This is a genomic window from Bowmanella yangjiangensis (assembly GCF_018531185.1).
Lineage (GTDB): Bacteria > Pseudomonadota > Gammaproteobacteria > Enterobacterales > Alteromonadaceae > Bowmanella > Bowmanella yangjiangensis.
On record NZ_JAHDJU010000001.1, the window covers coordinates 598,501 to 616,466 of the forward strand.

Annotated in this window: 9 protein-coding genes; 7 read left to right on the top strand and 2 right to left on the bottom strand. The window is 49.5% G+C overall.

Annotation, left to right across the window (positions count from 1 at the left end):
* Positions 1-19: 19 nt before the first annotated feature.
* The 6 genes from KJY73_RS02765 (at position 20) to KJY73_RS02790 (ending at position 14,072) form a co-directional block, all read left to right on the top strand.
* A complete protein-coding gene (locus tag KJY73_RS02765; RefSeq protein ID WP_214340103.1) occupies positions 20-6,490 on the top strand; it encodes an Ig-like domain-containing protein in 6,471 nt (2,156 codons plus the stop codon).
* Positions 6,491-6,742: 252 nt separating this feature from the next.
* The gene (locus tag KJY73_RS02770; protein ID WP_214340105.1) at positions 6,743-8,692 is read left to right on the top strand and encodes a class I adenylate cyclase; all 1,950 of its coding nucleotides are present in this window, start codon (positions 6,743-6,745) and stop codon (positions 8,690-8,692) included.
* A 91-nt stretch (positions 8,693-8,783) separates the two neighbouring features.
* Positions 8,784-9,524 carry a dienelactone hydrolase family protein gene (locus tag KJY73_RS02775; RefSeq protein WP_214340107.1) on the top strand — a complete coding sequence of 247 codons (741 nt, stop codon included), beginning with the start codon at positions 8,784-8,786 and terminating at the stop codon, positions 9,522-9,524.
* 199 nt (positions 9,525-9,723) lie between these two features.
* Positions 9,724-10,935, top strand: coding sequence for a hypothetical protein (locus KJY73_RS02780; protein ID WP_214340109.1), 1,212 nt, complete (start codon positions 9,724-9,726; stop codon positions 10,933-10,935).
* 495 nt (positions 10,936-11,430) lie between these two features.
* Complete coding sequence (locus KJY73_RS02785; RefSeq protein ID WP_214340111.1) at positions 11,431-13,374, top strand: methyl-accepting chemotaxis protein; 1,944 nt, start codon at positions 11,431-11,433, stop codon at positions 13,372-13,374.
* Between the two features lie 5 nt (positions 13,375-13,379).
* Positions 13,380-14,072: a nucleoside-binding protein gene (locus KJY73_RS02790; RefSeq protein WP_214340113.1), complete on the top strand. Its 693-nt coding sequence runs from the start codon at positions 13,380-13,382 to the stop codon at positions 14,070-14,072.
* Positions 14,073-14,111: 39 nt separating this feature from the next.
* Here the strand turns inward: KJY73_RS02790 and KJY73_RS02795 are convergent, their stop codons facing one another.
* Complete coding sequence (locus tag KJY73_RS02795; RefSeq protein WP_214340114.1) at positions 14,112-14,669, bottom strand: NAD/FAD-utilizing enzyme; 558 nt, start codon at positions 14,667-14,669, stop codon at positions 14,112-14,114.
* 290 nt (positions 14,670-14,959) lie between these two features.
* Between KJY73_RS02795 and KJY73_RS02800 the strand changes: the two genes are divergently transcribed.
* A complete protein-coding gene (locus tag KJY73_RS02800) occupies positions 14,960-17,011 on the top strand; it encodes a putative bifunctional diguanylate cyclase/phosphodiesterase (RefSeq protein WP_214340116.1) in 2,052 nt (683 codons plus the stop codon).
* Here KJY73_RS02800 and KJY73_RS02805 read toward each other — a convergent pair.
* Complete coding sequence (locus tag KJY73_RS02805; RefSeq protein ID WP_214340118.1) at positions 17,008-17,853, bottom strand: HDOD domain-containing protein; 846 nt, start codon at positions 17,851-17,853, stop codon at positions 17,008-17,010. The two genes, KJY73_RS02800 and KJY73_RS02805, sit on opposite strands and share 4 nt — an antisense overlap.
* Positions 17,854-17,966: the final 113 nt, after the last annotated feature.

Below are 17,966 nucleotides of genomic sequence, written 5' to 3' on the forward strand. Positions count from 1 at the left end.
CTATGCAAGGAAATTCAGCATGATGCGTTTGTTAGCCTGGGCTTTGGTTGTTGGCTTGTGTACTTCACATAGCCTGTTTGCAGCCAGCCTGACAAAGCAATCAGTCGATTTTTGGGGTGTAGCCAAAGATATCGGTGTAGTTAATGACGCCGACAATCTGGTATTTGTGCAGGCGATAAATCCGTCTAAGCCGGGTTTTGTTACCCAAGGCAACGGTGAATGGGCATTTGCTCTCAACGATGGTTCAAACCCTGTTGCCATTAATGCGGTTGCCATTCAGTTTAACGGTGCACCGGCATTGATGGGCATACCGGCTGAATCCGGCACTTTAACCATTGGGGCTAATAACGAGATTGCTGACCTTTGGACTAACCGTATTTATGCTCGCCCTGTGGTGTTTGTAAGTCTGGAAGACCCTAATCTGAAAGACGGTGTCAGCATAGTGCCAACAGCACCTATTACCCACGGTAACCAGTTTTTATTTGATGTGCGCCAGGCCGATGGTTTCGGTGCCGATTTAACCGGCGCCAAAGTGCACTATCTGGTGGCCGAAGAGGGCTGGCACCGCCTGGCCGATGGCCGCATGCTGCTGATTTCCAGTGCTGAAGTAAAGCATACCGGTTTTACTGGTAAAACTATTGAGCTGGGTGCCAGCTTTACCGATGCGGTAACGGTGGCGCAACTGCAACGCCCCATGCTGTTTAAAAACAGCCTGGGTTTTCGTCAGCTTATCGATATGGAAGTGTATCAGGGCGCGACGGTTACCAGTGGTGTCGGCGACTTTGACAGCATTGGCCTGCGTTTAATGCAGCAAAATGGCGTGGAAGCCACTACTAGCAGCACTGTTTATGCTGGCCGCATTGGTTTTATGGTGCTTGGCAATATCAGCAATATTGCCAATAAATTTAAAACCGTCAGGGATACCAATACTAATATTCGCGGTGGCAGTTATTTAACCGTGCCACAAACAAACTTTCAGTATTATCCGCACAGTGCGGCTGCGACGCCGCTGCTGAGTAAAGCCGCCTGCGCTGAAGATGATGATGTGCAGAACTTCTGTACTTACTTATCTTTGCCGGTTGATGCTATGAGCCGCGGCACCTTTGATACGCCGCGTATGCCCTACATGAACAGTGATTTTGAGCCGCTGCAAATGCAGCGCACGCTGTACTCTGAAATTGAAGGCAGCTGGGAAGGCACGGCTGAAGCCGAATTAGCAGCACCTGTTACTGATGGCGATGGCAAAGCGATTGTGGGTACCCTGGCCAGAATGTACCCGAATTTTGTCGCTGCCAGAGGTTGGGACCACGTGGTTTTTGGCAGTAACAGCTATTGGCACTGGTTTGCCACCTACCATTACAACACCTGTGTGTTTGACAGTATGAATACCGCCTGTGTCGACTACACACCGGGCGAAACCATAGTTCAGAACAGCAACATCCTGTGGGATGCCAGTACCGTTCGTTATGATTTCGACGATGACAAATATATCGGTTCACATCCGAGCGCCACTCGTGCTCAGGAGCTATTTATTTCCACCGACACCGGGCGCAATGACCGTGGCACCTACTATGAACGGCTAACCCCGAAGAGTTGGGAAGCCAGCGACACGTTAGACTATTTAAAATTCAAAGTGCCCAACACCAGCAAGTTTATTAACCTTGACAACATTAAGGCCGCCAGTCGGCAGTTAATTGAAACGGCTGCAGAGCCCTGGCAGTTTGCCTTTATCCGCACCGCAGCCAGCGCTTCCGAAAGTTGGTGTTCTACCTGCGAAGGTATTCCGACCTTTCAAACAGGTGAATGGAAAAGTAGTGAATTTAAAGTGTATAGCGTGGCAGTGCATTCCAATGCGTATTACTACGGCGAAGGTCATGTCAATGGTAGCTGGATAAGGCCCAGAGTTGACAAAGTCGGGAAAAGTTTGCGGGTTGGAGACTACTTGTTTGCCAATATTCCGATAGGAATTAACGTTCAGGATTTTTATTGGCTGCGTTCGGCGACCGGAACCCGCAGTGATGCGGAACAAATTGCGTCTGGCGAATTGGGTTATCAGGCCACGGCGGCTGATGGCAATAATTATGTCACTCTGTGCATGAATTATGACAATTCAGAGCGTTGTGGTGACTGGATCAAAGTGGGCAATATTCCATACGCTACAGACATCGGGGTTCGCACCATTGCCCCAAGCGGCGTCGATTTAGTGGGTGACTATAGTTACATTGCGCCAGGTAGTGGCAATTATGATGTCGAGTCTCGCAGCCCGCATCAATGGCAGAAGCTAACTAACGGCGTTTGGCAGGATATCAGCGGCGCAACAGAGCAGACTTATGTTGCACGCGGCTCACTGGGCTGGCAAGTGCGTTTTTGTGTTATTCCCCGTTCGCTTGCGGGTATAACCGGCCCTGAAGTGTGTTCGGCCGGGATTGTTGTGCAAGGCGATAATGACGCAGATGGTATTGCCGATCACTGGGACAGTGATGACGACAACGATGGCATCTTTGATTGGTATGACGCTTTCCCGTTTGATCGGAACGAATGGCAGGATACCGATCGCGATGGTATTGGTAACAACGCCGATTTGGACGATGATAACGACGGCCTGAGCGATGAAGTAGAGTTGGCTGGCTTAACTGACCCCTTGAAGTACGACACCGACGGCGATGGTACCAATGATGCTGAAGATCCTTTCCCAACCAGCTATGGTAACTTTCCGGATTTTGATAACGACGGTTTAGACGACACCGTTGATGATGATATCGATGGCGATGGTGTTGTTGATTTTGTTGAAGTTACCCACAATGGTCAATCCGTTTTCCGTCGGGTGGACGATGACCCCTACAGCGCATGTTTATCAAACCAGATAACCGTTACCAGCAATGCTGACAGTGGCCCTGGTACCTTACGTCAGGCCCTGAATGATCTCTGTGCTGGTGAGATTTATTCCGATTTAAACGTGATTGATTTTAGCCAGGCGATGACGATTACGCTGCAAAGCCCGTTAGTCATTAAAAAAGGCGTTAAAATTAACGGCAATCAGCAAGTTATTCTGGACGCGCAAGGCCAACATGAGGTGTTCTATGTTGCCATGACCAATGGTCTTGCCAGTACGCAATTTCCACATTTAGCTGGGCTGACACTGCGTAATGGGGCTGCCGACTATATCGATGAAGATCAATTTGAAGCGGACAAGGTTTTTGCCAGTGCAGTACATGTGCACTCAAGTCCGTACCTGATCTTGGAGCACGTGCTGATTGAGAATATGTCAGCACCGGCAATCGCAGGTAAAAGTGTAGATCTGTTTGTAGAGAACAGCTTGATCGCTAATGTTAGCGGGATAAGTGCTGCGCTGCATGTTACGGATGGCGATGTTTCCTTGTTTTCCAGCACTGTTTACAACAGTGAAGGTGGCGCTATTTCTGTGGTTGACACCGGTAAAGCGCAATTGCTTAACAGCTTGCTGTTAAAAGGTGCTAATGGTTCTACCGTATGTAACGTAACGACCTGGGAGCAGCGCGCTAGCAGTTGGGTAGAGGACAGCGAATGTGGCGTTATATCTTCTGGCTATGTGGTGCTGGCTGATCCAGATAATGGCGATTACCGGCCGGTACCGGGCAGTGCCAATATTGATGCGGCTGAGGCCGGGGAACTGCCGCCAGACGCCGTCGACTTGCTGGGTAATCTGCGTGTCATGGGGGAATACAACCCAGATAACCCGGAAGAGTTGGGCGGGCCGATTTATCCCCAAATGGATATCGGCGCTATCGAATATGTGTTTGCTGGCGACTTCGACGGTGACGGTGTGGTGGATAGCGCAGATGCCTTCCCGAACGATGCGACGGAAACCACTGATAGCGACAACGATGGCACGGGCGATAACAGTGATGCCTTCCCCAATGATCCAAACGAGCAGTTAGATACCGACCTGGATGGTGTGGGCAATAACGCCGATTTAGATGATGACGGCGATAACGTCGCCGACACGGACGATGCCTTCCCTCTGGATGCTAGCGAGTGGCTGGACACGGATTTAGATGGCATTGGCAATAATGCGGATACCGATGATGATAACGACAATGTGCCGGATGCAGCCGATGCGCTGCCATTAGATCCAACCGAAACGCTGGATACCGACAACGACGGTATTGGTAACAATGCTGATACCGATGATGACGGCGATGGTGTACTGGATTCCAACGATGCTTTCCCGCTCGATATTACAGAATGGCTGGATACCGACGGTGATGGCATAGGTAATAACGCTGATCCTGATGATGACAACGACGGTATTGAGGATAAAGATGATGCATCGCCGCTGGATCCGAATGCAGGTGATACACAGAAGCCGGAGTTTGCTGAGCTGGCAGCGCTGAGCTTTGAAGCGCAAGGCGAGATGACCTCTGTCACGCTGCCGCTGCCACAGGTTAGTGATAACAGCGGCGTTGTAGCATCGTTAAGCTCAGATATCGCGCCCGAGCTGGCACTGGGTGAGCATATTATTACCTGGACAGCGACCGATGCAGCGGGTAACACGGCCACGGCTGAGCAGTTGGTGAATATCGTGGATACCACCGCACCGGAGTTTGATGCGTTAGATACCTTAGAGGTTAACGCAATAGGCCGCCTAACCGATATCAGTGACCTAATTGCTTACAGCGCGCTTGATCTGGTGGATGGTGAGGTAGCAGCAGAGCTTACGGGCAGTAGCGAACTGACAAGCGGCGCGCACGAGCTTGAACTGGTTGCGACCGACAGCTCTGGCAATAGCGCTAGCACAACACTTAGCGTGCATATTCTGCCGCAGCTGAAACTGGTCAAACGCATGACGGTAGAAGCGGGTAGCAGCTATGCCTTGCCGGTGCTGCTAACGGGTGAGGCGCCGGTGTATCCGGTGATGGTGGCATACTCACTGCTGGCCGATGGGCAATTAGCAGCGAGCCTGAGCGCAGATATTGCTGCTGGCACCAATGGTGAGCTGGCCATCAGTATTCCGGCGGGCTTGTCGGTAACTACGGCACTGCAGGTGCAGGTGGATAGCGTAAGCCATGCCTTTGTTGCAGATAACAACACCACAACGCTGGTACTGACCGAGCAGAACATGGCGCCGACCTTTAGCGCGCAAGTGCAACAGCAAGGTATGGCAACCCGCTTGCTGGACCCATTATCGGGTGAGGCGCAGATAGTGCTGAGTATCAGTGATGTGAATATGAACGATACACATCAGGTGAGCTGGCAGATTGTAGGCCAGGCCTTTAGCGGCATTGTCGCTGCTGATAGCCTGAGCATGGGCTTTAACCCGGCTGAGCTAAGCGCTGGTCGCTATGCGGTGGAAGTGACCGTTACAGAAAGCAATACCGCTGAGCAGTTCAGTACTAAACAGCGTATCCGTTTTAAAGTCGACGCTTTGCCGGCGTTAAGCACCACAGCCGATAGCGATGGCGATGGCATTGTTGATAGCTTAGATGGCTATGGCGACAGCGACGGTGATGGTATAGCCGATTATCTGGATAACGATGTCGATAGCAGCCGTTTACCGGTCAATAACAGCAGCGCGCCGATGCAAACCACTACCGGCGTACAGCTGACATTGGGCAGCATGGCCAGCGCGATGATCAAAAGCGGTGCGGGTATCACAATGAGCGAGCTGGCAGAGGCTGTTGCTGATGATAGCAGTGCAGCGGATAGCAGCGATACGCGCTATAGCCAGGTGACAGCGGTGCTGGACTTTACGCTAAGCGGGCAAATTCAACCGGGTCAATCGGTTGGCGTGGTTATCCCGGTACCGACAGGCACGGAATTACCCGCAGATGCGGTGTACCGCAAATACACCCCAGAGCAGGGCTGGTTTAGCTTCGTGGAAGATAGCCGTAACAACATCAGCTCAGCGCCATTAAACGCTGCAGGTGAGTGTCCGCAAGTGGAAGACGCCAGCTTCGAGCCGGGCTTAGTTGAAGGTTATCACTGCGTACAGCTGCTGCTGGAAGATGGTGGCCCGAATGACGCCGATGGTAGCGCCAATGGCGTGATAGAAGACCCTGGTGTGATTGCGGTGCTAAGCCAGAATGCGTTACCACTGGCCGTGGCCGACAGCGCAGAAACACTGGATACGCAGGCGATTATTATCGATGTACTGGCCAATGACAGCGATGCTGATGGTGACAGCCTGAGCATCACGGCGGCCTCAGCCAACAACGGCGTGGTTGAACTGCTAAGCGATAACACACTGCGTTACACACCAACGGCAGGCTTTAGTGGTGTGGCAACCATTAGCTACCAGATAGCCGATGGCTTTGGTGGCGAGGCACTGGGTGAAGTGAGAGTTACTGTAAGCCCGGCACCGGTAGTGGTTGACCTTGTAGAGCCGGCCCCGGAGACCTCTGGCGGTGGGTCCTTGCCGCTTTGGTTACTTGGCCTGCTATTACTTGGTGTGCTGTGCAATAAAAGTGCCCGACAAGCCGAGGCTGGGATACCTGAGTCGGACGCGGCGTAAGGTCGCATTGTTGTGACTTTGGTAGCGACGCAAACCAGTTTAATCCGCTGATCATAGGTCAGCGGATTTTGAAAGAAGGGGACAATCTGCCATCAGGCCTTTATCCGGAGCTAAAAATCCTGCCTGGCGTATTATTCAGTAGGCTGCAGGGTAAAACCCTGCTAGTCTGAGTGGTGTACTTGCAGCCTTTCGTGAAGTCAGCCGTAGCCGAAAGTCTTTTGCCTCTGAGTCATAAGCTGTTTCACTGTTTCGATGAATATACAACAAAACTTAGCCATTCGGCTGTTACGGGTTCTACGCTACAACAAAGCCCGACATGAGCGCGCTCTGGCATTATTGCCCGAAAACAAGCGTCCGATATTCCATGTGTTGCCCTTTCTTTTGCATGTTAATCATCCTGCTTTGCCTGGTTTTGTTGCCGATGATGATGTTGCTTTTGGTCTGACTAACTATTCCCTGCGTGAGTCCGTGGTCAATTCACTTAAGAGCGTGTTCCCACAGCAGCTATCGTTATTTGATGATTTTCGCCAGCTTTGGCCAAAACAGCGACTGATTGACTCCTTAGTATTGATGGGCAGCGTTGGCACTATTGCGCAGTCGGATGACTCGGACTTTGATTACTGGGTGTGTATTGATCCACAAGTGGTAAAACCTAACGCGCGTAAGCTGTTGCAACAAAAACTGCAACTTGTTGAACAATGGGCTGCTCAGCATGACATGGAAGTGCATTTCTTTTTATCGGATATCGACAAAATAAGACGCAACGACTTCGGAGAGGCGGATGGCGAAAGCTCTGGCTCGGCACAAGCGGTGTTCTTAAAAGCTGAGTTTTATACCACCAACTTGGTGGTGGCCGGTAAGCTACCTTTTTGGTGGTTGATGCCCGATAAGGTTAATGACAAGCAGTATCAGGAGTTGATGAACAGTCTAAAGCCTGGCGAACCACCTGATCCCAAACTCTTTATGGACTTTGGCAATTTACAGGAGATGGACTCTCGAGAGTTGTTCGGTGCTGCTATCTGGCAGATAGTCAAAGGCATGGATTCGCCGTTTAAGTCGGTGCTGAAGATGGCCAAGCTAGAAGTGTTTTTGGAGAACATTCAGCACAAGCAGCCATTGTGTAACTTACTTAAAAAGTACGTACATACCGGTGCTAACCCTTTGGCACATCAGGAATATGTTGATCCTTATGCGCTGATGTTTGACGAACTCATTGCCCATTACCAGCAGCAGGATAACCAGCAGGTTGTGCAACTTTTACAGTTAAGTCTGTATTTAAAGTGCGGTTGTACGCTCAGCCAGGAAACCGGCGATAAACACCATAGTTTTAAGCGCGAGATGATTAGTCGATATGTTTGGGAGTGGGGGTGGAGTGCAGATAAGCTGCGTAAGATTGATAATATTGCCAGTTGGAATTTTAGTGAGAAGTCCCTGCTTAGTCGCCAGGTGCATGCCTTTTTAATCAACTGTTATCGTCGTATGTCCAGCCGTATTGCCGGACAAAAACAAACCGTTAGTCAGGAAGATATGACGGTTATCGGGCGAAAACTGGATACTTTCTACTCCAAGAAAACGGATAAAGTCGAATATCTACGCAGCGTGTTCGACGACGAGCTGTATTGTCGTACTGTGAGCATCAAAGCCGATCCCGATACTATGCTTAAGCGCAATTGGTCTATGTATGCCGGGGATCAGATTTCGGCTAAGGCCAGCACACTTCGTAATGAACACCTCAAGTCCAGCGATAATCCTATTGATCTGGTCGTCTGGGCGGTTTGGAACAGAATTATGGATAGTCAGACCCGCATTCAACTGGACTACCATACCGAACCGGTTACAGAAGAGGATTTGTATAAGCTGGTTAGTAAGGCTGAAGCGCTATTTCCTCCGCTGCGGGTCTCCGAATTGCCTCGTCAGGCATTGTTGTCACCGGCTAAAGTAATCAGCTGTCTGGTGGTGCTGAATTTTGAAAGTCGCCGGTTAAAGCCCGAAGTGGATACGGTCAGGGTGATATACAGCAATAGTTGGGGAGAATTGTACTCGCAGTCTGGGATGCAGGCACTGGAGCCCTTGCGTACGGAGTTGGGTAATGACGGATTGGTCAGGTTGGCGCATTTACTGGTGCCGGACGGCTCTCATAAGCAACGCCTATACGACAATTTTGTGATGCGTACCGGTCTGGAATTTCGTCATATTGTTTAGCCGTGCCAATCTCGCTTTGTGGCGTGATATTTGGTACTGGAAAGGCCGCACGGCTATCGCTACCATGAGCGTTTTCAGTTAAGGGAACGCCATGATTATCCAACAGCAAACTCAGGACCTGCCCACACCAACCGGGCTGATGCGTACTACCCTATACCGACCCCAGCAAGCCGGTCGTTTCCCCGCCGTGATCTTTTATTCTGAGATTTTCCAGCAAACCGCACCTATTGCCCGCACAGCTGCCCTGTTAGCCGGTCATGGCTTTGTGGTGCTGGTGCCTGAAGTGTTTCATGAGCTGAATCCCATAGGCACTGTGCTGGCTTACGATGATGCTGGAAAAGACAAAGGGAATCAGGATAAGTGGACAAAGCCACTAGAAGCGCACGATAGCGACACTCAAGTGTTAGTAGATTTTGTCCGTCAGCAAGCTTACTGCAATGGCAGTGTCGGTGCCATGGGCGTTTGTATTGGTGGGCATCTTGCTTACCGGGCGGCACTCAACCCTGCTATCAAGGCGGCATTTTGCCTGTATGCGACTGATATTCACAGCAACACCTTGCCCGCGAAGCCAGGCAATCAGTCGTTTGAGCGTATGGCGGATATTCAGGGTGAAATTCACTTTATCTGGGGCCGTCAGGATCCGCATGTGCCGGCTGATGGGCGCTTGAAAATCTATCAGGCGCTACTGACTAGTGGCATCAATTATCAATGGACGGAAGTGAATGCTCAGCATGCTTTTATGCGTGATGAGGGGGAACGTTATGATCCTGCCCTGGCTATGACGATGTATCAGCAAGCGGTTGCGCTGTTTCAAAGGGTACTTTGGCAATAACCCCTCACTGGCCCGGCGCCCGCGATAGTCTCATTTATACGGATTTCTTGACTCTCTGCCTTTCTGTGTTAAACAAATAGTTACCTTTCTGCGCGCGTTCCCATTACGCATGTTGTACGCACAGCCATACCGTCGTTAGGTCAGTGCAGTTTTCCAGCGGCTTATTTACTCACGGAAGTCATTAGCAAGGAGAACGCGCATGGGTTTACCTACCGCCAATATCGGAAAAAACGGGTACAACTTCGGCCAAGGGGGTTATGCCTCATACGGGAGAATTCAGTTACCCGGTATGGCGTCAGCCAGTCGCAGCAAAGGAGCGGATATTTCCCCCGCGGCCAATTTCAGGAAAGGGATCCTTTTCTATTTTGGTCGATTGCAAATCGCGGCAGATCTGCAAGGAGCTGCCCAAAGTGGCCTGCAGGGGGTCAATGAAGCCGCAAAAGTGGTCAAGTCGATTCAAGAAGCACAGAGGCAGGATTGGGGACGTAACCCTGATGCCGTGGTAACTGTTCACAGCGCCTTAAAAGAAACCTTAAAAAACGTTGATGCCAAGGCACCCAGTTGGCTTAAAGAAGCAGGGCTTCAGGCGGTCAATGAAATTAATCTGGACGGTTTTGCCAAAGGCTTGCTATCTACTTTAGGTGATCTGGGTGTGCCTGTATTGGGAGACGTAAAAAAGTTTGCCACCAACTTTGCTAGCGGAGTGCAAAAGGCCTGGTTAGTAACCAGTACCAAGAACATAAATACAGTGTTACGCAGCGGCTCTCCTACACTTATTATTGAATCAATACATGGCCAGCTTACCCAAGATGCTGCGAAAGCCTTTGCTGCATCTGCATACAGCTTAACCAGCGCTATTTTGGGTACTGTAACAAGTGGCGTCTCGAATATATTCACTAGTGTGACAGAAGCCGTGGCAAACTTTATCGCTTATATTCTGGATCAGTACAGAAATTACCGGGACCGCTTCGCATTAACAGCGTTTTTTGCTGACTGTAAAAATAAATTTAATAGCAACGATAATGTTATTTTTAGCCAGCAGGCCTTTTTAGCCTGGTTTACTCCCCGTCTTGACACGTTGCCTATTGTGGCTTCGCACTGCATCAGCAGTTCCGTGACTGGCAGTTATTTCGGTTTCCTGACTGCGCTAGGGCCGGACGGCAATGATGTTGACACGAATGCCTTACAAAAAGGCTATGTTAGCTTTGGTAAGTTGAAAGCTGCGGGAAGGGAGTATGCAAAACGTTATCCTATTAAATTCTCATCCGATGACGAACTGGTTAGTAGCTGTTTGACCATCATTAATAAAGGCGGAATTGATAAAACCGATGGTGCTGCTGCCAAATCTGTCGGTTGGTTTCGCCGCATGATGATGAAAACCGGGTTACAGAAAAATACCTTGTACGCCTGATAACTAGGGGTGCTTGCTGCGTTACAGCAGATACATTGTGTTATCTAGCCGCATTTACCTTCAGCCCGCGGAATTCAGGGGAGCACCTAAGGACCGCGGGCATTAACTTGGTAGTACAAAGCCCACGACGTCTCATCATCAGCCTTTGATGAACACCTGTTTTTCTGGGGCTTGTGCAAGGGAAAACAGCATCTGTGCACCCCGCCTTTGATAATATAGATAAAACGTCTGTCGACGGCGCAGCCTTATCGTCACCATCTTAACGTCAGTTTGCCTGAATTCATTGGCAGTAAAGGGATTATCTGCATATTGCCATTGGCCCTTGAAGCATAGCCTCAGCAGCAGACAGGGGGAAATTAAAGTTGGATGTGCCGCCGGTTTGACTGGCGGATAAAATATCTATGGGGGAAGTTTAGGCAATTAACCTGGCAACCTATGACTTGTCCTAATTTCTCGTCTAAGCTGGAGCAACCATCAGTTTTAGGCAGTAACAGAATGATAAACCTAGATAATTTAAGGCTGAAAACCCTACTGGCCGGCGCCATGGTATTGGCATTGTTTCTAACCATATTGATTAGCTCATTTATCAATATTCGGCAGTTCTCGGGGATGTTTTATGAAGTCACTGAAAATGAGCATTTGCCTAATGTCACTGAACGCGCCCGGGCCCAGATAAAAGCAGAGCTGCAAGCGCCCATCGCATTTTCTCAAAGCATTGCGCAAAACGACTACATACAGCAATGGATCTTAAATGGTGAGGATCCTGCGAAGATCCCGGATTTGCTTAATTATGCGCAGCGTTTTATTCGCGACTATGGCGCCGCCTCGGTCTTTTGGGTTTCTAAACCCAGTAACAACTACTACAACCAGGATGGTCTGTTCAAACAGGTGTCGGAGCAAGTCGCCCGCGATTCATGGTTTTTTGACTTTGTCAGAGGCAGCCAGGATATCGCATTGAGCATGGATATTGATGAAGTCACCAATAGCCTGACGGTGTTCGTGAATGTGCTTGCCAAGAGTAAGGATGGGCAAGTTTTGGGTGTGGCGGGGTTGGGTTACGATGTGTCTGCCATTATCCGCATGGTGCAGGAACATAAGGTTGGTGAAAATGGCTATATGTTTTTACTGGATGGCGACGGCAATGTGGCGGCGCATCGTGAAAAAGCCATGCTCAACAAATCCCTGGCACAATTGTCTTCCTACACTGATGTAGCAGGAAAAATTACAGCAAGTTCAGGCGACTTTACCTTATTTGACGGCCAAGTCGCTGATGAATCTGTATATATTGCCACCTCTGATCTTAAAGACGTAGGCTGGAAGTTGGTTACCGTTCTGCCTAAGGCTGAAATCAGTGACAAGGTAAATGCGGTGGTGCAGCTGTCTGTTATTACCGCAGTGGTGCTGGCGGTGATTTTTATCCTGTTGTCTTTGTATATCGCCAACCGGGTCAGCGGGGCTATCAGTCAGGTTGGAGACAAGCTGCTGAGTATGTCTGCATCAGGCGGGGACCTAACCCAACGTTTGGATGCCAGTACTGACAATGAACTGGGCTACCTTGCCAAGGGTTTTAACGCCATATTGGCAAAGTTTTCCGATCTTGTCAGAGAGATTAAAGATGCCGAATCTGCAATCAATAGCGGCGTTGGCAATCTGAAAAACACCTCGCTGCAATCGGTGGAGTATTCCGAGGATCAGCGCCGACAAACAGAAATGGTCGCTACTGCCATTACCGAGATGGGACAGACCATTGGCGAAGTATCTTCTGTTGCACACAAGACCGCGGCGGATACCAGCACGGCGGTTAAGGATACGCACGATACCAACGAAGTTATGCTGAGCCTTGCTGCGACCATGAATGAGCTGGCCGGGGCAATGAAACAAAGTGAAGCCTCAATAACGGAATTAGCGGGCCAGGCTGAAGCCATCAACTCGGTGGTGGATGTGATTAGCAGTATTTCTGAGCAAACCAATTTATTAGCCCTGAATGCCGCTATTGAGGCCGCCCGAGCTGGTGAACAAGGGCGTGGCTTTGCTGTAGTTGCAGATGAGGTACGAACTCTGGCCAGCCGTACACAGGATTCCACTAAAGAAATCCGTGCCCAGATTGAACAACTGCAAAGCGCGGCTTCAGCCAGTTTGACTACCATAAAAAGTGGCGCGCAAAGTAGTTTGGAGCTGGCCGATAGTGCACAGTCGGCTTCTTCAGCGTTGACCGCTATTCGCCATCGCTTTGACAGTATCAGTGACGGCAACCATCAGGTTGCTGCCGCGACAGAGGAGCAAACGTCGGTAGTGGACCATATCAATGAGTCGGCACAAACTATTGCTACCATGGCTAACAATATTCACTCGAGCGCAGAAAGCCAATTGCAGGAGATTGACAGGTTGACAGCACGTGCTCAGCATATGCGCCAAATCGTTAGTCAGTTTAAGGTGTAATGACAATGAAAAAACTTATGTATCTAGGCTTATTAGCCCTGCCTGCGCAAGCTGATGTGTTATGGTCGGATTTTAGTCTCTCCTACCTAAATGGCAGTCATTACGAAGTAGGTGATACAGACCGCGAGGTCGCTACCTTTGAATATGTGACTGGCACAAGCTGGGGCGGTATGTTTATGTTTATTGACCGCCTTCACTCTGATAATGGCGATAAAGAAACTTACGGCGAGTTTTCACCCAAGTTCACCTTGCTTGAGTTTGACCAGTCAAGCTGGGTTAAGAGCATATCGGCAGCGGCCACCATCGAGATTGGTGAAGATTTTACCCATTATTTATACGGGGTTGGGGCGGGTTTTAAAGCTGCGGGATTCAATTATCTGAATGTCGATCTATATCGTCGCAATAACGACAGCGGGAAGGATAACTGGCAAACCACCATTACCTGGGCGGTGCCCTTTGAAGTGGCCTCAAGTGAATGGTTGTTTGATGGTTTTCTGGATTGGAGCTCCGCGATTGGTGAGCAGGGCACAGCGGCCAGCATGAATTGGACATCTCAGCTCAAGTGGAATTTGGCGCCATATGTGGGGCTGAAATCACCACTGTATATTGGGATGGAGTATGTTTTTTGGAACAACAAATACGGCATTCAAGGGGTTGATGAACGCAATGCCAATTTGCTGCTGAAGTGGCACTTCTAAATATCTCTAAAAGTGGGAGCTTAGGCTCCCACTTCGTTGCTAAGGCATGCTTTTCATAAAGCGGTGGAATTTTTCCTGGCCTTTAACTAGCCATCTGGGGGCAGTATGGCCTATTCCTACTAATTTTAACTTGGGATGCTGAGCCACAACGGCGCCCACCAATGGTTCCTGTTCGGGATCAAGATCGACAAACAGCAGATGCTTACCCGCTTTGAGCAATCGTCTGAATCGGCGAAAGCGACGATTCGGTACCTGAATACCGATAAGTCCACCTTCCCAAGTGCAAAACCCTAAAACCACAACGGCCAAAAACACAAAGGGCAACCAGCCCGCGGCGGTGCTCGTCCAACCCAGCCAGTACGCCAGTCCTAATATGAGTGCTGCGCCTAGCGTACCTATTAAGGCGCCCGTTTCTGTGGCATGCACCACATCTTGTTTAAATACCGATTCGATGGCATTGAGGTGGTGCTGTTCTACCTCTGCATCTTTATCACTAAGTACATGAAAATGAGGTTTACTGACGCCAAGAGCAAGCATCTCATGCTCTACCACTGACAAGTCACGCAAGTCGTCACTTAAATAGTAGTGTCTTAACATCTCCCACTCCTTTTCTGTTGGAACCAACTCTTATTGCAATGCAGCTCGGCCAATCCGCGCTAGTTATGCAGTTAAGCTGGTTATTGAAAGTATAGTCTGTGGTGGGAAAGGCGCACTTGCATGCGACCAAAGGTGGGTTGAACAATATTCGCACCGCCACTAACATCTCGACGCGCTAATGGCCTAGCCCGTCGCAAGTCTCTCTAAACCGTGGATTTTGTAAGGGTATAATTATTGGCTTTCCTGATAGATCAGGTCGGGAATTGACGGAAATAGCAATTGGAGGGCACTTGTCCAACCCGGAACCACAGTTTGACGCTATTCAGCAGGCCATAATGGATGCTGCGGTAGATGCCATTATCATCATCAATGAGAAGGGCTTGATCAGCTATTTTTCGTCGTCTGCCGAGCGCTTGTTTGGTTATGACAGGGTTGAGGTATTGGGGCAGAACGTCAAAGTTCTGATGCCTGCCAAAGATGCACATGCCCATGACGGATATCTGCAGAATTACGCCCGAAGCGGTCGAGCTAAGGTTATCGGCATTGGCCGCGATGTGCTTGGTCGTCGCAAAGATGGAAGTATCTTCCCTATGCATTTGAGCGTTGGAGAGGCAAAGACGGCGGAAGGACGCTTATTTGTTGGCATCTGCCATGACCTCAGCGAATTCAAAGGCCTGTTGGAACAGCTGAGTTCCGCCGAAAGACGCTACAAAGATATCATCCAATATCAGCGGGAATTTATTTGTCGCTTGAGCAGCAGCTTGCGCCTTAGCTTCGTCAACAATGCTTTTTGTGAGCAACTTGGTTACCAAGAATCCGAAGTGATGGGTATCTCTCTGATGGAGTTCATCCATGAGGATGACCGTCAAAAGGTGGAGTCGATTCTCAACCGGTTGCGGGCGGAACAGGATGAAGCCAGCTTGAGCCTGTCATGTGCCGTGCTGGACCAGCAAGGCAGTACCCATTTTATCGACTGGACCTTTAGAACCCTGCCAGCCAGCTCCGAGTTTCACTACGAGATTCAAGCAATTGGTAACAATATTACCGAGCAGGTGAAGGCCAAGCAGCACGCCAAGTTTCTGGCCGAATACGATAGTTTGACCGGCTTTTTCAACAAGGATGGCCTTAACCGGGCTTTTGCACGCACTTTAGGTAACGCTGAGCATTACGCAGTGTTTTTCACCGACTGCTATCGCTTTCGTCTAATTAATGAAAAGTATGGCCAGGATGTTGGCGACCTGATGCTGATTGAGGCGGCGCAGCGTATTAAATCATGCATGCCTGCTGACAGTTTGATATGCCGCCCTGGCGCCGACGATTTTCTTCTGGTTGTGCCTCTGGAGGATAAAGCCCAAGCCTTGCAGCTGGCTGAAACCCTGTTGCAGAGCATTATCGAACCTTACTTCCTGGCGGGAGAAAAACTGGTGTTGTCAGCTGTGGTAGGCATCAGCTTTTACGGAGATGGGGCAACAGATCTGCCCGTGTTGGTTCGCCAGGCCGAGTCAGCCATGTTTGAGGCCAAAGCCAGCCATCATCCCGTGCGGGTTTATCATCAGGATATCCATCAGCAACTCACCATGCGTTTAGAGATTGAGCAAGGTATACGAAGAGCCTTGGACTTAAATCTGTTCGAAGTGGTGCTGCAGGCTAAATATAATCTGGCGGACATGAATCTGGACGGTTATGAAGCCCTGATTCGCTGGCATGATCCGGAGCTGGGTACCGTCAGTCCACAGGTGTTTGTGGCGATTGCCGAAAAGGTAAATCTGGGTATCGAACTAGACATTTGGGTGTTGTCAAACGTGCTAAGACAGATTTGCGCTTGGCGGAACGCCGGTTTTGAGGTCAAGCCTATTGCGGTGAATATTACCGCTGCGCATTTCTCCTTGCCGGGATTGTTCAGTCAGGTCGAACGAATGACAGCCGAGTTGGATTTGCCCATGAATTGTATTGAGCTTGAGATTACCGAAGGGGTGGCGATGGGCAATTCTCAGGTCATCATGGACAACTTGCAACTGTTCAAACGACACGGTGTCAACATCGCCATCGATGACTTTGGTACAGGCTATTCTTCATTGGGGTATCTGAAAGACCTGCCGGTACAGTTGTTAAAGATAGACAGAGTGTTTATCAAAGATATTGAACATCCAAAGAACTATGGTCTGGTGAATGCCATGATCGCTATGGCCGACGCGGTAGGTATGCGAGTATTGGCTGAAGGCATAGAGACAGAGCGTCAGCGTGATATCTTGTTGAAGATGGGGTGCGATTTAGGGCAGGGCTACTTGTTTGCCAAACCAGTAAGCTATGCAGAGATTGAAGCTAATTTCCTCTCAGCTTAAGGGCTGGCAAACAATTCAGGATTCATAATAATCAATATTTTGTAAGACTCGACTTTACTGCTGAGGATGACACTTTCCAGCTCTGTTTCACCGAGCCTGAGGCTGTCGATAATCTCTGCATTGATCAAGTGATCGGTACGTTTTTGATTAGGCAGAGCACATTGTAAGGCCAGCCGCACAGCAAGATAAACAATGGCAATATCGGTTTGCTTGAGCGCCAATGCTTCATTGTGCTGATTAGCGATAGGGGTAAAGAGGTTCGATGGCAGATTCCACAGCATTAGGATCTGAGCGCTGCATTCTGCATAGGTAAAGCCCAACAATTGCTTTTGCTTATCCCAAGGTCGTATCTTTTGTTCAAACTGCTCACATTGAGACGCCAGCTCGGGGGAACGATTGGCCACTGCCAGTTCACCAAAGTTATGCAATAAGCCAAGTAAAAAGAAACGCTCGGTATCTTTTTGCCCGGTTTCAAGTGCCAGGTGTTTTGCGATTAACCCCGCGTACACGCTTTGCTGCCAAAAGCGTTCCAGGTCAATAGCGTTGTTTTCAAAATGCTTGAAGGCGCTACGTGCTGTTTCAGTCATGACCAGGCTATACAGAGCTTTGGCACCTATGGCGCTAACCGCGCGGCTGATGGTACTGATTTCAGTATTAAAGTTGTACAGCGCGCTGTTCGCCAACTTGAGCAATTTGCTGCTTAATGAAGGGTCCAAAGAAACGACATTGGCGATATCGGTTGCAGTTGAACTGGGATCTTCCAGCAATTCCTTAATACGCGTACAGGCGTCCGGCAAAGCAAATGAGTCTGTGACGGCCATAGCGTAATCAGTGGCTTGCATAAGTTAATTGGTCCTTTTTAGTCTTCTGATCTCAGGATAGTCGAAAGGTCGAAACTTTAACCACCTAACAACAGTATTTCCCTGGCTAATTATCTCATTTTGCAACATATCTT

Coding starts and splice junctions, on each gene's coding strand:
- KJY73_RS02765 (WP_214340103.1), top strand. CDS start 20: ATGATGCGTTTGTTAGCCTGGGCTTTGGTTGTTGGCTTGTGTACTTCA.
- KJY73_RS02805 (WP_214340118.1), bottom strand. CDS start 17,853: ATGCAAGCCACTGATTACGCTATGGCCGTCACAGACTCATTTGCTTTG.
- KJY73_RS02795 (WP_214340114.1), bottom strand. CDS start 14,669: ATGTTAAGACACTACTATTTAAGTGACGACTTGCGTGACTTGTCAGTG.
- KJY73_RS02785 (WP_214340111.1), top strand. CDS start 11,431: ATGATAAACCTAGATAATTTAAGGCTGAAAACCCTACTGGCCGGCGCC.
- KJY73_RS02770 (WP_214340105.1), top strand. CDS start 6,743: ATGAATATACAACAAAACTTAGCCATTCGGCTGTTACGGGTTCTACGC.
- KJY73_RS02780 (WP_214340109.1), top strand. CDS start 9,724: ATGGGTTTACCTACCGCCAATATCGGAAAAAACGGGTACAACTTCGGC.
- KJY73_RS02790 (WP_214340113.1), top strand. CDS start 13,380: ATGAAAAAACTTATGTATCTAGGCTTATTAGCCCTGCCTGCGCAAGCT.
- KJY73_RS02775 (WP_214340107.1), top strand. CDS start 8,784: ATGATTATCCAACAGCAAACTCAGGACCTGCCCACACCAACCGGGCTG.